Here is a 16,207-nt window from a genome sequence, read left to right on the forward strand (position 1 = left end):
AACCTCCTTTTCACTTAAAATAAAAGTGGAACAAGTCCCAGGCTAAGATACAGCAAGATAATGAGTAGACCCGAAACTTTTTCTATAGCCTGTGCTACTTTCGTTGTCATTGATTTAAGAAACGTCACTGCCATCCAAACTGCGATCAGCACATTTAATCCAGCACACCACATCACGATTTGGCCAGCACCCACTTGTACGGAAGCCATCCAAACCACGAAAGATGTCAAAAACACAACGGCCACCCATATCCAGGTTGCCCTTTTGTAGCCCCACAAAAAGCTGTAGGTCTCGACACCATATTCCTCATCCTCGGGGATTCGAATCTTGCGCCCGATCTCCAAAATGATTCCGTTTCCGTAGCTGGCTAGTAAAAGCCAAGGAAGCCCAGAAGGAATTGTATCTGAAGCTGTCACCCAGTCGCATGCCACGATATACATCACAATCATCGGCATCATTACCATATGGGACAGCAGGTAAATAATTGGGTGAGCTTTTAACCATTCCTTGACAAAAAATTCCTTACTCATTAAAGCTAGATAGCCCCATGCAAGCACTAACCAAAAAATAAGCTTTGGAGACAACCAATATGCCATACCAAGTTGAAGAAGTCCTATGAAAACACCAAGCACTCCGAGATGCTTCAGGGTTACAACCCCACGCGGAACAGCCCGATACGAACGAAATCGGGAGTCTTCCTCAAAGTCCTTAAATTCATCAGCAATGCGCAACAGCAAAAAGAACAAAAAAGTCGACAAGAAACCAATTACAAGCGACTGGAAACTGGGTGAAGACCCGTTTCTCAGAATAGAAGAGTAAAGCATCGTAGATATACTGAATACAGCGACCACGATTCCATTTTGAACAACGGGAAATCTCTCCCGCTGATAAATCCACCAACGTCTCGACCAAGAAAGCTGTTGATAGCTCACATTAGACATATTGCTTCACCATCCCTTGAGCTGTTCCGTCTGTGCCACGAGAAAGCTTATGATGGGCTCTAGTAAAATCATCAGCGGCCAATGCCGCGATGATCGACAGTTCCCCGGCTAAAACTAGACCGGCACATACCTCCGCAAGCGCGTGTACATGTCCAGCACCTGAAAGTCCCATAATTTCAAGGCATGCCTTTTGACTCGGCAACCCTGTACCTCCGCCCACCGTACCCACAATAACATTCGGTAACGTTATCGATGCATACAGGTCCCCATTTTCTGTCAGTTCGAATCGTGTAACGCCAACGGACGATTCAGATACACAAGCAACGTCTTGTCCTGTTGCTAGATACAAGGCAGCCAAACCATTAGCTACATGACCTTGGGAACCAATCATGCCTTGCAGAACTCCACCTACAAATGCCATTCTCCAGTACTTTTCCATATTTTCAGGAGTAGTGTGGAAGCGTTGGCGAACTAATTTTGCAGGTAATACCACTTCAGCACAAACCTTTTTCCCTCTCACGGTCATGAAAGATTTTGCAGAAGCCTTCTTGTCTCCCGAAAAGTTCGCTTCAACAAAGCTATTCTTGAACGGAACTGGTGAATGCTGTCGAATATAGTTGCAGATTTCTTGTGTTGCGATCGTTACCATGTTTTGTCCAGATGCATCTCCAGTTGAAAACTCGAAAATGAGATACACGTAGTTACCCTCGATCATATGATCCATTCTAATAAGCTGACCAAAGTTTGTTGTGCTCTGGGCAACCTCGCGGAAGGTATCAAATTCAAAAACCGCCCAGTTAGCAAATCGACTCGCCTCTACTACGCTCTCAAAGATAAAGCCAGGGGTCCTCCCAATTGCTTCTTTCAAAATCACGGTTCTGCATCCACCTGCTTGGCTAATGACCTGCGCACCGCGATTATAAGAAGCTACGAGAGCAGCCTCGGTAGTAGCTAAAGGAATATAGTAATCACCTTGGGCATAAAGACCATTGATCCGTAAAGGACCAGCCAAGCCTACCGGAATACTGACTGTACCGATCAGATTCTCAATGTTTTTTTGATACAACTCAAGTTGGTCTACGGTTTGATTGCCTAGTAATTGTTCCTTGGCCTCAGGTCGAACCGACAGTAATTCCCATCTAGACTCGATAGCTTTGGACGAAACTCTTGCTCCCCCGGGTACACGTTTTGGAAGGGGGCTATCGTCGGTAGCAAAATGCTCCTGATATTGATTGTCATCAACACTACGCAGCATGTGATTATCTACTTTTTTACTAGTTGAACATTTCATCGTTTTATCTCCTTTGCAATATGGCACTGGTATAGTTCTAGAATTATTTAAATGAGCCTCTCCCAAGCTTTTTTGCGAATGGAGAGCCTCTGGATGAAAGAGCTACATAAAATTTTTAATATTAGCAAAATTCCTGTCATAAGAAACCAGTACCAAGCACAATTTATACTACTATCCAAATGAATAGCCTTGCTTTTTGTCTATCTTTGCCTATCAGATTCAATATGATTGTTTCTCTTGTTCAAAAAACTGGTGTTTTACGATACATTTTTCTTATCCTAAGTGGGTTGTGGGGGATTAGTTCGCTCCTTAAAAACCCAATTAAGAAATTTCTATTAATTCAAGCGACAACGATACAATTTTATAAACCTAGTAAGCAAATCTGACTCACAAAAAACGACCGCTGAATCTGCTAGAAATGAGTGAATTACGCAATAACAAAAATCATTTTCCACACAAAAATGAGTTATTACAAAAAATTAAACAATGCGAAACTGCTAGAAAAGCTATTATTCCTCCTCTCTTTAGGGAATCTATTCTGAACACTTAAAATTACCCTTGCTGAATACTAGCACAATATGTCAAAAAATACAACTTTTTGTAATTCTCACTTCCTGAACATAGTAAGCCCAGATTCTTGTTCGCAAGACATGCAATCCTAACCTTTTTTCTTAGAACAAGATAGCTCTCAGCAACATATTGATACTGAGATTCTTTGCTTGTTTCTGGAAAAACGTTACACCTTAAATGTAAATCAAGTTTCTTTTTACATAATATATATTTTTTTACAATTTATTGACATTTAGTAACATTCTTTTTCACTTTTTTCACTTTCAAATGTAATTCGACTACAAGTAACAAGCAACAGTGCTTTCCCTGCCTATCTAAGAACAGGAAGAAAGAACTAATTTGTACAAAAAACAGGTTATCTTTTACTCGATAACCTGTTAGCTTGAAGAGTCTCCTATTTGGAGCCTCGTATACGTCTTTTAAAATGTATAATTGGTGGAAAATCTGTCTATGACTTCGATTTCATTAACAAATAAATAAAATAAGGAGCCCCTAAGGCAGATACTACAATTCCGACTGGTAATTCAGATGGAGCTAAGATATTGCGTCCAATCGTATCGGCAGAGAGTAAAAGAAGTGCTCCAAGCAGTGCAGCCGTAGGAATTAAAATCTGGTGCTTCGGCCCTACCATTTTTTTAGCCAGATGAGGAGCAACCAAACCAAGGAACGATATTCCTCCTCCAACCGCCACGCAAGCACCTGCTAACGCAACAGCCGTTGCTAGTAACAATCTTCGTTCCCTCTCCACATTCGTCCCTAAACTCACAGCAATATCATCGCCTAGATGCAACACGTTTAAATAGCGTGCTTTATACATGGTATAAGGAATAAGAAAAACAATCCACGGAAGTGTAGCCAGTACATATGTCCAATTCGTACTCCAAATGCTCCCGGACAACCAGATCATAGCCTTCATAAAATCTGTATCGTTCATTTTAAGCTGGAACACAATTAAGAATGCACCCAATATTGCGTTCAAAGCAATCCCGACCAAAATCAGCCGTGTCGGAGTCACACCATTTTTCCATGCTAATAGATAAATGATAAAGGCAGATAGCGAAGCTCCTAGTAATGCTATTACTGGCAATATAAAAATAGACATGGTGCCAATGGCTGTCATCGAGCCACTAAATAGATAAATATAAATAACGACAAACAAGCCTGCTCCAGAATTAATTCCGATAATTCCCGGTTCAGCTAATTCATTTTGCGAGACACTTTGCAAAATAGCTCCAGAAATAGCAAGACCAGCTCCAATTAATAAAGCAATAACCATCCGTGGTAGCCGGAACTCAAATAATATCAACTGATGATCCGCTGTTCCAAATCCAAACAAGGTTACTATGACATCCAAGGGTGCAATGCGAATAACTCCTAAATGTAGACTGACAAAAAATACTACGATGATCAACGATGTAATCAATCCAAGAACTACCCAGGGGCTTTTTCTTCCTTTTTGCAGTACTTGCATTATAAGCCCCTCCCTTCACGTCTAGCCAAATATAGAAAGAACGGTGCTCCTAGAATGGCAGTCACAGCCCCCACTGGCGTTTCAAAAGGGGCATTTACTAAACGAGCACCAATATCAGATACAATGAGCAACAGTGCTCCTAGTAAAGCGGAGCAAGGAATAATCCAGCGATAATCTACTCCTACTAATGAACGTGTTATATGTGGAATTACCAGCCCAATAAAACCAATAAAACCAGCTACCGCTACAGATGCTCCTGTCAGTAGCAGCACCACCAAGGTACAAATCACTTTAATGATAAAATTGCGTTGTCCTAAGCCTTTCGAAACATCTTCACCTAGACTAAGAATCGTAATAGAACGCGCTAATAGCAAAGCAATCGGGAGCCCTATAGCCCCCACAAGACATAACAATTCGACACTGATCCAGGGCGTATTTGCCACCCCTCCTGCAAACCAAAAGCTTATATCCTTAGCTACATGAAAATGAATGGCGATGGCAGAAGATAACGAAGTAAGTAATGCGCCTACCGCTGCACCAGCCAGTGCTAATTTTACGGGAGTTAACCCCCCTTTAGACAATGATCCAACAGCGAATACGAAACCAGCACCTAATCCTGCTCCCATAAAAGAAAAGCCCATCATGCTTATGTTTGACAGACCTGGAAAAAAGGCAAAGGCCAGCGCAATCGCAAACCCCGCTCCATTCGTTATACCCATAATGGACGGGTCCCCTAGGGGATTTCGGGTCATGCCTTGCATAATAGCTCCCGATACAGCCAAAAAAGCCCCTACTAAACCTGCGGCTATTGACCGAGGCAAGCGTAATTCTTGAATAATCTGATGGGAGGTTAGGTCAGGATTAAAAGAAACAATGCTTGACCACACTGTCAAAAAATCAATATCTGCTGCTCCCAAAGAGATTGAAGCCACCATTACAAAAACAAGTGCTATGAACAAACCAATAATCATGATAAGAGCAATTGCGGGTCTAGATTTGTGCTTTAGCTGTTTCATTGCCCCGTCCTGCTCATTGTGTGATTCGTGGGATACCATTACTCTATCATTCCTTTGTAAAATTCATCCTGTTATCTATTGATTTCTATGAATGATCTGTCTGAAAAAAGATGCATCTGCCCCCTTGTCGTATGTATCATGGATTCCTTATAAACAGAAACAAGCCTCTTTTTCAGTACAGTACCCTTGAAAAAGCGCCTCTTTTTACACCAATGATTATCATTCTCAAATGATAGTATCATATCTTCTACTACTTTTACATAGAAAAAATGAGGTCTAATCGAAGACCACAAGCGATTCAGTAATTCTCTTTCAAGTCGAAAAACCACCTTAGAACCAACAACTATAGATTCTTTCTACTAAAAAAAGCATCCCATTTTATCCATTTTATTCGGATATCGTGGAATGCTTTTTTCGTGACACGTAAAAATGACTTTTATTGTACTAATGTAGAAAATTGCGCTTCATGCAATCTACTATAAACTCCTTTTGCCGCAAGTAACTCCTGATGATTTCCTTGCTCTGTAATTCCGTCTTTTGTCACAACCACGATACGATCAGCATTTTTAATCGTTGCTAAACGGTGTGCAATGACAAGTGTCGTTCTTCCTTCAGACAGTTTTTCCAGTGATTTCTGGATCGCTAGCTCTGTCTCTGTATCCAAGGCAGATGTTGCTTCATCCAAAATAAGGATAGGCGGGTTCTTTAAGAACATACGCGCAATGGCTAAACGTTGCTTCTGCCCACCTGACAGCATGACACCTCTCTCACCAATAATCGTTTCCAATCCATCCTTTTGAGAGAGAATGAATTCTTCCAATTTAGCATGACGCGCAGCATCCCATATTTCCTCATCGCTAGCTTGTAAGTTTCCATATTTAATATTCTCTCGAAGTGTTCCTGAGAACAAGAAGACATCTTGCTGGACAATCCCAATCTGTTTACGTAAGGATTCCAGCTTCAAATCTCGAATATCCATTCCATCAATGGTAATTTTGCCTGAGGTAACATCATAAAAACGTGGCAATAAACTGCATAGCGTTGTTTTCCCAGCACCGGACGGCCCGACAAAGGCTACAGTTTCACCTGCACGAATGGTTAAATTGATACTGTTTAGGATATTTTCTTTATTTTGATAGCCAAAGGTAACATCGTGATATTCTATGTTTCCATTTAAATGGTCTACAGCGATCGCGTTAGTAGAGTCAGCTATATCTGGAGCAGTATCTAAAAGCTCCACATAGCGCTTGAAGCCAGCAATCCCTTTTGGATAAAGTTCAATAACTGCGTTAATTTTTTCAATAGGTTTAAACAATATATTTGTGAGCAATACAAAACCTACAAATTCACCTGCTGTCAAATGTCCCTTAATGACAAACCAAGTTCCACAAATCAAGACAAATAGTGTCACTAGCCGCATAAGCAGGTAGCTGATTGACATATTCATAGCCATGATCTTGTAAGAGAGCAGCTTGGTCAAACGAAAACGACCATTATTAACAGCAAATTGTGCCTTCTCATACTCCTCATTACCAAATGCTTGTACCACACGAATGCCACCAATGTTATTCTCCACTCTCGCATTAAAATCTGCAATATCGGAAAACATTCTTCGAAAAGCAACCGTCATTTTCTTGTTAAAGAAAACGGTTAGCCAAATCAAAAACGGAATAACGAGGAATGTAAGCAAGGCTAATTGCCAATTAATATACAACATGACACCAAATGCACCGCAGAGGGTCATGATAGCGATGAACAAATCCTCTGGCCCATGGTGAGCTATCTCTCCAATTTCCATCAAATCATTTGACATGCGAGACATTAAATGTCCTGTCTTGTTATTGTCAAAAAACCGGAATGACAGCTTCTGGATATGGTCAAACAGCTTTTTACGCATATCCGTTTCAATATTAATGCCAAGCATATGTCCCCAATATGTGACAACAAAATTAAGGGCTGTGTTTAAAACATAAATTCCCAACAAAGCAAAGCAAGCCCCAATAATCAGCGACCAATTTTGCCCCGGAAGCAGTTTATCGACAAATTGATTAACTGCCAAAGGAAATACTAATTCTAGTAAGCCTGCAATAATGGCACATGAAAAATCCAAAATAAATAACCCTTTATAAGGGCGATAATAAGAAAAAAACCGGCGTAACACGAATCTATCACTCTTTTCTCTCTTGTCTACTAATGAAAACATTACTGCTAAGTATAAACGATCAAAAACTGAAAGTGAATATCTTTCTCAATTAGAAGTGTAGGTAAAAATTTTTTGCTCTTTTTTGTAAACTTGATACCTTAATTACTCTACTCACACGTTGACGTTACTCTCCAACAAAATGTTAGAAGGAAATGGTTGTATTTTCCACAATTCCAGCTTACATTGTATCCTAGGGATCAAAAAATAACTAGAATGGAGCTAAATCTACGCCCTGACGGTTTTATTGCTTGGAACACTTCTGATGAATCTTCACTCATACCAAATATTGAAAAGACTCTGACTGCCATCATGCTGCCTTAGTTTCTGAGTCTGTAACTACCCATTTTCTTCTATTGTTCCTTGTGTAAGAAAACAACTATCGTTTCCCTTCTTATAGCACATGAATCTTCGTTATAGAACCTTGTATAAAATAGAATGGCAGCATTTCAGTGCTTAGGGTATCACCCCATTTAGAAATGCTGCCAATCAACCAACCCGGTTGTTTTTGATCTTTATCTTCTCTGTCCTTTACTTATTTTCAGTATTGTATTGTGATGATTCGTATTGGGGAAACACAGGATCTGTGAAGGTATGTTTTGAATCTCGTACTCTTTTTGCTGGTAAATCCATTTCTCCCCTTCGACTCTAGTAAATCCTAGGGAATAGATGTTATGGTGTTACGAACTAATCGAGTAGCAGTCACCATATTTTCTAAGGAAGCGATCGTTTCCTTACGCCCTCTTGTTTTTAACCCGCAATCGGGATTAATCCAAAATTGTCTGGGTTCAAGGACCTGTAGAGCATTCTCTATCATTTTTATCATTTCTTCTACAGCTGGAACGCGGGGACTATGAATATCATAGACACCTAGACCAATTCCTTTCAGATAGGAATGATTATGGAAAGCATGGATTAGCTCACCATGGCTGCGTGATGTTTCTATTGAAATAACATCTGCATCCAATTCGCTGATAGAATCGATAAAATCATGAAATTCGCAGTAGCACATATGGGTATGAATTTGGGTCGTGTCTTTTACAGTAGAAGTCGTTAAGCGGAAGGCTTTTACAGCCCATTCTAAATATGCTTCCCATTCCGTTTTCTTTAACGGTAACCCTTCACGTAGTGCTGGTTCATCAACCTGAATCATCGTGATCCCACTAGCTTCTAACGCCTCTACTTCTTTTTGTAAGGCAAGTGCAATTTGATAGGTTACCTGCTGTCTGGAAATATCGTCACGCACAAAGGACCAATTTAAAATCGTAACAGGTCCTGTAATCATTCCCTTGACCGGTTTCGTTGTAAGAGATTGTGCATAGATACTCTCCTTGACTGTCATCGGCTCAATAAACTCTACATCTCCATAAATAACTGGTGGTTTTACACAACGTGAGCCATAGGATTGCACCCATCCGTTTTTAGTAAAAGCGAATCCACCTAGTTTTTCGCCAAAAAATTCCACCATATCTGTCCGTTCAAATTCCCCATGAACCAACACATCAAGCCCAACCTTCTCTTGTATGTCAATCCATTCCCGGATTTCTGCTTGCAAAAATTGCTCATATTGCTCTACCGACCATTCCCCCTTCCGCCATTTATTTCTCGCCTGACGAACTTCTGTTGTTTGTGGAAAGCTACCGATCGTTGTAGTAGGGAGAATTGGTAACTGTAATTGGTGCTGTTGTTGTTTTCGCCGTTGTTCATAATCAGATGCACGGCCGATCTGATCTAATTGCAAGCTGGCAACAGCCTCATGTATATGTGGGCGATTGCGAGCTACAGAGTTCGCTACCCGTTCTAAAATGGTTTGATTCTCAGCAAAAATCTCTTTAACGCTTTCCTCTCCGTTCTGCAACCAATCTGTAATATGCTTGATTTCAATTAGTTTTTCATCTGCAAACGCCAATGAATCTTTAACTAGTGGATCAAGCTGTGTCTCTTGATTTAGACTGATTGGAACATGAAGTAGACTACTAGATGGCTGAATCCAGATACGGGATGCATCGACATGCTCTTTGATTGTAGCAAGAAGATTTGTCTTTTGAGTCAGATTTGCCCGCCAAATGTTCCTACCATCAATGATGCCCGCCCCAAGTACTTTATCCTGTGGGAAACCATTTGTTGTAATCTGCTCAAGGCTGCGTCCCGCATCATGGACAAAATCTAATCCAATTCCTGCTACAGGTAGCTTAATCACTTCATTGTAAAATGTAACGGAACCAAAATAGGTTTGTAGCATGATTTGTAGTTGTGGAACAGCCTCATGAAGCTGTTCATAGATGTAGGAGATCGTCTTCATTTCGTCTTCGGATAATGATGTTACTAGAATTGGCTCATCTATCTGAACCCATTCCACGCCTTCCTGCGCTAATTCTGTTAGAACCTGCACATAAAGAGGGACAAGCTGTAGGATAATCGCCGGTATTTGTATCCGATCGAACCCTTTGGATAGCTTAATAAAGGTATAAGGTCCTATTATGACAGGTTTTCCTTTAATCCCTAGCTCCTCTTTTGCCTCTTTATAAGCAAGAAGCGGTTTATTTTCGGTCAGGACGGGTTTGATGTCCTGAAACTCCGGCACGATGTAGTGATAATTGGTATTAAACCATTTGGTCATTTCGCAAGCAACTACATGCTGATTTCCTCGTGCCATTGCAAAATAGGTGGACAAAGATACTACCCCACCAGCATATTCATAGCGTTTTGGAACATACCCAAACATCACAGCCATATCCAGCATGTGATCATACATAGTGAAATCATTAACCGGGATCAGATCAATCCCTATTTCCTTTTGTTTTTGCAGGTGCTGGAGTCTGCTTTGTTGCATTTGGGCAAGAAATTCCTTCTTTTCAATTGTCCCGGCCCAAAATGCCTCTAATCCCTTTTTCCATTCGCGATTTTCCCCAATGCGTGGATATCCTAAATTGCTACTTATTCCTTTATTCATGCTTGTTCGCCCTCCTAAACAGGTTATATTTTCGGTAAAAAACACAACTCAAACAAAAAAGCATCTCTCCCCGTTCAAAAGATGGTTAGAGATGCCCGAACAAGCAGTGAATATACTTGTACAACTGCCACAGCTATCTAACACCTCCCTATCTCCCGTAGGTCACACAGTGTTGTTGAAATAGGCAGGTCTCCTGACTTAAGAATCCACATCAGCACATACCTTCCCAATCCTTCGTTGATCAGTGGTTTTTTTGTACTGACTCCTCTTTTACAGTGGCGGGACCGTGACGGATTTACACCGTGCTTCCCTTTTCATCCTTGACACTCATTGTTCAAAGAACCTATTTCCACATATTTAATTCATCCATATCACCAAGATATATACCTACCCTTTATTCTAGGTATGCTTGCTATCATAATATAACTTCACATAAAATTCCATATTTTTATTTAATTCAGTCTCCTATTGTCGCAGGAAGACTTCTGCCACTTCCATGGCAAACTGAATTTTGCCCGCCCTTCGCACCACTGTTCGCCCTTTTTGTCAAATTGCACGGAAAAAGGGGGATTCCTTCTCTTTTTACCTATGTTTTCTGTTCTAATCTCCTTGTCCAATTGATAAGCATATAAGGACATCTACAGGAAAGGAGGCAATCATATGAGTCGAAATCGAAAGGCATACTTTCCTTTCATCGGTCCATGTGATCCTTGTCCGCCACAACGGGTTGTAACTTATGAGACACCACCACAGCTTTACTTAGGATTTCAACCCCCGAATTTACCGCAATTTGATCCATGCAAAGCTCTTTGCTTAGGTACCCTCTGGCCTGCTCTGTATGCGCCTTATGAAAATCCGTACAAGGGAGGCAAATAAAAATGAGCGATCATGATACTTCTACGGATGAACGCCAGCAACAATTTTATGAGCTGCTTCACCAAATTCAGGCGATCGACTTTGTGTTAGTGGAGCTAAACCTGTATCTTGATACCCATCCTACTGATATGACTGCTATTAGGCAATTCAACGATATGGCTCAGCAAAGTATGACACTCAAGCGCGAATATGAATCTTTATTCGGACCTCTGATGAATTTTGGCAATAGCTTTTCACAGTACCCTTGGTCGTGGAACGAAGTACCTTGGCCTTGGCAGGTCTAGAAAGGGGGAATTTTGAATGTGGATTTATGAGAAGAAGTTACAGTATCCTGTTCGCGTAAGCAAATGCGACCCGAAAATGGCAAAGTACTTGATGGAACAATACGGTGGAGCTGATGGAGAATTAGCGGCCGCGCTACGTTATATGAATCAGCGCTATACGGTTCCTGATAAGGTCATTGGTCTTTTAAACGATATTTCCACAGAGGAATTTGCCCATCTCGAAATGATTGCAACAATGGTATATAAGCTAACGAAGGACGCTACTCCTGAACAGCTAGAGGAAGCTGGTCTTGGCGCACATTACGCAAGCCATGATAAGGCTTTGTTTTTTCATGATGCGGCCGGTGTGCCTTTCACAGCTACATATTTTCAAGCAAAAGGTGATCCTATTGCAGACTTGTATGAGGATATTGCTGCGGAAGAAAAGGCACGGGCTACTTATCAATGGTTGATTAATATGACTGATGATGTCGATTTAATCGATAGCCTTTCTTTCCTCCGTGAACGTGAAATTGTACATTCTCAACGGTTCCGTGAAGCAGTGGAAATTCTAAAAGCAGATCGGGAACAGAAGAAGATTTTCTAACTACGCAACGAACTAGACGCTACAAGTGAATATGAAAGGCTAATTGACCAAATTTCTAGTAAGAGATTTGGTCAAATGTTTTTTTCTACGCGCTATTTTCCTCTACGCTCATGTCCAGCCTTATGTCAAAAAGCTTTTCAAGTGGGAATTGTAGAAATACGATTAATTCATACTTTACAGATCGGAATTATAAGAATATAATGAGTCTACATTTTCCCATTTATAAGGAGGAGCATCATGAGAAGAGCTTTTATACATTCATTCTTCACATTTCTGTTAGGAGCTTCCTTATTAGTCGGTTGCAGTAGCGAAGGAGCAGCTCCATCCACCTCTAATACTCCAGCCGATGGTCAGGCAGATACTCAGGCTCAAACACTACGGGTACAGAACGCAGGAGATGCTGTTATCGCTGCTACAGACAAATCGAAATCGCCTCAATCGGCGAAAAATCGAAAAGATACGGTTGTAGTAGCTTTAACTGAACCAGGTGGGGTTTTCAATCCATATTTTTATCACAATGGTTATGACGGTAACGTTACCTCCGTGATGTTTTCTCCACTGGTTGATATTGATAAGAGTGGCAAACCAGTTCCTAAATTGGCAGAAAAATGGGATATTTCCGATGATCAGCTTACGTACACCTTCCATCTACGTAAAAATGTAAAATTTAGCAATGGAGATCCCTTGACTGCTGATGATGTCGCCTTTACCCTCACCGTTTTGCATGATAAAACGTATGACGGAGAAACAGAAATCGCCGAAGCACACATTAAGGGCGGCAAAGCTTATAAAGAAGGAAAAGCAAAAACCATTGAGGGAATTACAGTCATCGACCCACAGACAATAAAGATAACCACTGAGAAAGTAAACGCTCGATCTCTTCTTCTGCTTGGTGGTCACGTTTTGTCCAAAGCTTATTATGGAAAAGGCTATGAACCAGGTAAGCTTGACTATCTGCGTACCTTGCATACAAAACCAGTCGGAGCTGGCCCATATAAATTTGAAAAGTTTATCCCCGGTCAAGAAGTGAGATTCGTAGCCAATGAGTATTATTACGAGGGAAAACCGGCCATTCCGCATTTTATTTATAAAACAACCGATGGAGATACTACGCAGTTTTTCCAAACAGGTGAGACTGATTATAGCTCCTTCCCTGCAAATGCCGATAATCTGGAGCTTTTAAAGGGCCTTGGTTTTGCAAACATCAATATTTATACTTCGACTGCCTACAGCTATCTTTCCTTTAACCATAGCAAGCCTTATTTAAAAGACAAGCGTGTTAGACAGGCGCTAATCTATGGACTTGATCGTCAACAAATTGTGGATGCCGCCTATCAAGGTTATGCACAAGTAGCTAATGTCCCCATATCTCCAGTATCCTGGGCGTATACAGAAGATGTGAATCCCTACGCTTATGATGTGAATAAGGCTAAACAGCTACTTGATGAAGCAGGTTGGAAAGAAAGCTCGGATGGCATCCGTGAAAAGGACGGAAAAAAACTGGTTCTTCACTATCTGACAACGAAAAGTAAAGTAAGCGACATTCTTATTCCTATCGCGAAGGAAAACTACAAATTAATTGGGGTTCAACTAGAGGCAGAATTAATGGATTATCCAGCGCTTGTTGCAAGAACTGACAAAGGTGATCACGACCTTGCTTCCTTTTCTACTACCATGCTAGGTGATCCATCAGATGGTGTTGTTCAGTTTTCTTCTACAGGTGGCGGTAGTTTTACGAATACACATGGTTATTCCAATCCTAAGGTAGATGAACTGCTCGCAAAAAGTGTAGGGACACTTGATATTGAAAAACGTAAGGAAGCTTATAAGGAGCTTTATCAAGCATTAAGCGACGATCCTCCCTTTATTTTCCTGAACTATCGAAAGATACTATCAGGCCATAATGCACGAGTGGAAGGATTTGAACCAAACGGTTACACCGGGATAAGCTCAAGCCTACCTAATCTGAAAATTGTGGAATAAAACGCCCATCGAACATGCTCAGTCCCTATGTACTTGATAGGTAGGACTGAGCATATTCCTTCATCATTCAATCGTTATATCAAACGAAAGGTACCCCTTCCATCTATGTTTTAGTTAGGAGGCGCTCTGTCCATGAAAACTTACATGTTCAAAAGACTGATGATTATGATCCCGACCTTAATCGGCTCTTCTCTCTTAATCTTTTTTCTCTTTGCGCTGACTCCCGGTGACTATGTTGATACTAATCCTAAGCTAAGTCCTGAGAGAAAAATAGAACTAAAAGCATTATACGGTTTAGATAAGCCGATTATAGAGCGTTATTTTGTTTGGGCAGGCAATGTATTACGAGGAGATTTGGGATATTCCCTTCAATATCAGCAGCCTGTAACGACCATCTTAGGTCAATATATCTGGAGTTCTTTCTTAATTGCTATCACCTCCACCACATTAACCTGGATCATTGCCATCTCGATTGGTGTATTTTCTGCAAGTCGACAATATTCATGGTTTGATTCGCTTGTAACAATCGGTGTTTTTGCGGCCATGGCCTTGCCGGCGTTTTTCGTAGGCTTGCTAGCGATTAAAATTTTCGCGGTTGACCTAAAAATACTGCCACCAGGCGGAATCCTGACAACGGGGAGCAATGCTACAGGTCTAGATTATGTGATTGAAGTTATGAAGCACATGATTTTGCCTGTCACAGTATTAACCATGTTGAGTGTCGGTTCCCTCACTCGCTATTTCCGTACCAATATATTAGAAGTGATTCGTCAGGACTTTATTCGAACAGCTCGCGCTAAAGGACTGAAGGAAAAAGTAATTACCTATAAGCATGCTCTGCGCAATGCTTTGCTACCAGCGATTACCCTGCTTGGGTTTGAACTGCCAGCTCTGTTTGGAGGAGCAATTATTACTGAGAAAATTTTTAACTGGCCCGGAGTAGGTCAGGTGTATATGCAAGCGTTATCACTTAGGGATTATCCCCTACTAATGGGATTTACTATGTTCATTGCATTACTTACCGTTGTCAGTAATTTGCTGGCAGACTTGTTATATGGTGTTGTCGACCCACGGGTGAGATTGAAATAGGAGGGGCACATATGAACGCGATTGGTAAAAATAACATAGAGACTGGCATTAATACGGCCTCCTCTTATTCAAAATCCTCACTATGGGGACAGTCCTTTAGGAAATTACAAAAGAACAGAATAGCAGTTATCGGTCTCTGTTTTCTCGTTGCCATCTTTCTCTTTTGTTTTCTGGGACCACTGCTTTCCCCTTATACATTAGGAAAAATTAATGCTGCAATGATCAACAAACCGCCAAGTATGTCTCATTGGCTTGGAACAGATGCTCTGGGGCGTGATATTTTAACTCGTCTGATGCAAGCTGGGCGAATCTCTTTGACGGTGGGGCTTGCTTCCATGGTTCTTTCTGTTTTTCTTGGAACCTTGCTTGGTGTTTTAGCTGGATATTTTCGCGGATGGGTCGACGCACTGATCATGCGTGCCTCGGATATCCTGATGACAATCCCTGAATTACCGATGCTGTTTATCCTAGCGGCTGTATTATCTGAGTGGAAGGTTCCATCTAGTTACCGTCTATATATTGTCATGATTATGCTTAGCTTCGTAGGCTGGGCAGGTTTGGCCCGTCTGGTTCGTAGCCAGATTTTGAGTCTGCGCGAGCAAGAATATATTCAAGCAGCTAAGGTTCTAGGTCTTCGCAGTAGTCGAATTTTATTTCGCCATCTGCTTCCTAATGTTTTACCTTTGCTGATTGTTGTAGCAACCTTACGCATTGGCGGAGCAATCCTGAGCGAATCAACACTTAGTTATTTTGGACTTGGCGTCGTCCCCCCTACCGCAACCTGGGGTAACATGATTGATTCCGCTAACACTCTCATTGATTTTCAAAAAAGACCGTGGCTCTGGATTCCGCCTGGCTTAGCCATTTTTGTAACAGTCATCTCCATTAATCTAGTAGGAGATGGATTGCGGGATGCGCTAGACCCGAAAATGAAAAAGTAGGTGGAC

General features: G+C 41.2%; 12 protein-coding genes and 1 riboswitch. Of the genes, 6 read left to right on the top strand and 6 right to left on the bottom strand.

All coding sequences use genetic code 11. The features are described from left to right. Positions 1-14: 14 nt before the first annotated feature. The 6 genes from O0550_RS11360 to metE form a co-directional block, all read right to left on the bottom strand. Positions 15-941, bottom strand: coding sequence for a UbiA family prenyltransferase (locus tag O0550_RS11360; protein WP_003337633.1), 927 nt, complete (start codon positions 939-941; stop codon positions 15-17). Further along, on the bottom strand, positions 934-2,232 hold the full coding sequence (locus tag O0550_RS11365) for a hydroxymethylglutaryl-CoA reductase (RefSeq protein WP_101668273.1): 1,299 nt from the start codon (positions 2,230-2,232) through the stop codon (positions 934-936). Before O0550_RS11365 ends, O0550_RS11360 begins: the two co-directional genes overlap by 8 nt. A 1,018-nt stretch (positions 2,233-3,250) precedes the next feature. Beyond that, entirely contained in the window at positions 3,251-4,273 is a 1,023-nt protein-coding gene (locus O0550_RS11370; RefSeq protein ID WP_035318025.1) for a FecCD family ABC transporter permease, read from the bottom strand. Then, positions 4,273-5,289, bottom strand: coding sequence for a FecCD family ABC transporter permease (locus tag O0550_RS11375; RefSeq protein WP_396125764.1), 1,017 nt, complete (start codon positions 5,287-5,289; stop codon positions 4,273-4,275). The genes O0550_RS11370 and O0550_RS11375 overlap by 1 nt, the downstream gene beginning before the upstream one ends. A gap of 436 nt (positions 5,290-5,725) precedes the next feature. Further along, the gene (locus O0550_RS11380) at positions 5,726-7,450 is read right to left on the bottom strand and encodes an ABC transporter ATP-binding protein (protein WP_258426349.1); all 1,725 of its coding nucleotides are present in this window, start codon (positions 7,448-7,450) and stop codon (positions 5,726-5,728) included. Positions 7,451-8,147: 697 nt separating this feature from the next. Next, the gene (gene metE, locus O0550_RS11385) at positions 8,148-10,442 is read right to left on the bottom strand and encodes a 5-methyltetrahydropteroyltriglutamate--homocysteine S-methyltransferase (protein WP_258426350.1); all 2,295 of its coding nucleotides are present in this window, start codon (positions 10,440-10,442) and stop codon (positions 8,148-8,150) included. Between the two features lie 166 nt (positions 10,443-10,608). Further along, positions 10,609-10,804, bottom strand: a riboswitch (cobalamin riboswitch). A 298-nt stretch (positions 10,805-11,102) separates the two neighbouring features. Here metE and O0550_RS11390 point away from each other — a divergent pair. The 6 genes from O0550_RS11390 to opp4C all read left to right on the top strand — a co-directional run bounded on the left by O0550_RS11390 (position 11,103) and on the right by opp4C (position 16,201). Continuing rightward, positions 11,103-11,318 (top strand): spore coat associated protein CotJA, encoded by a 216-nt coding sequence (locus tag O0550_RS11390; RefSeq protein WP_003337641.1) that lies wholly within the window; start codon positions 11,103-11,105, stop codon positions 11,316-11,318. Between the two features lie 2 nt (positions 11,319-11,320). After that, positions 11,321-11,602: a spore coat protein CotJB gene (locus O0550_RS11395; RefSeq protein WP_003339375.1), complete on the top strand. Its 282-nt coding sequence runs from the start codon at positions 11,321-11,323 to the stop codon at positions 11,600-11,602. Between the two features lie 16 nt (positions 11,603-11,618). Further along, the gene (locus O0550_RS11400) at positions 11,619-12,188 is read left to right on the top strand and encodes a manganese catalase family protein (protein WP_003337643.1); all 570 of its coding nucleotides are present in this window, start codon (positions 11,619-11,621) and stop codon (positions 12,186-12,188) included. Between the two features lie 237 nt (positions 12,189-12,425). Then, the gene (locus O0550_RS11405) at positions 12,426-14,171 is read left to right on the top strand and encodes an ABC transporter substrate-binding protein (RefSeq protein WP_258426351.1); all 1,746 of its coding nucleotides are present in this window, start codon (positions 12,426-12,428) and stop codon (positions 14,169-14,171) included. A gap of 132 nt (positions 14,172-14,303) precedes the next feature. Next, the gene (locus O0550_RS11410; protein ID WP_003337645.1) at positions 14,304-15,260 is read left to right on the top strand and encodes an ABC transporter permease; all 957 of its coding nucleotides are present in this window, start codon (positions 14,304-14,306) and stop codon (positions 15,258-15,260) included. A gap of 11 nt (positions 15,261-15,271) precedes the next feature. After that, positions 15,272-16,201, top strand: coding sequence for an oligopeptide ABC transporter permease (gene opp4C / locus O0550_RS11415; RefSeq protein ID WP_258426352.1), 930 nt, complete (start codon positions 15,272-15,274; stop codon positions 16,199-16,201). The last annotated feature ends 6 nt before the right edge of the window (positions 16,202-16,207 follow it).

The organism is Brevibacillus halotolerans, from assembly GCF_026891775.1.
Classification (GTDB): Bacteria; Bacillota; Bacilli; order Brevibacillales; family Brevibacillaceae; genus Brevibacillus_B; species Brevibacillus_B halotolerans.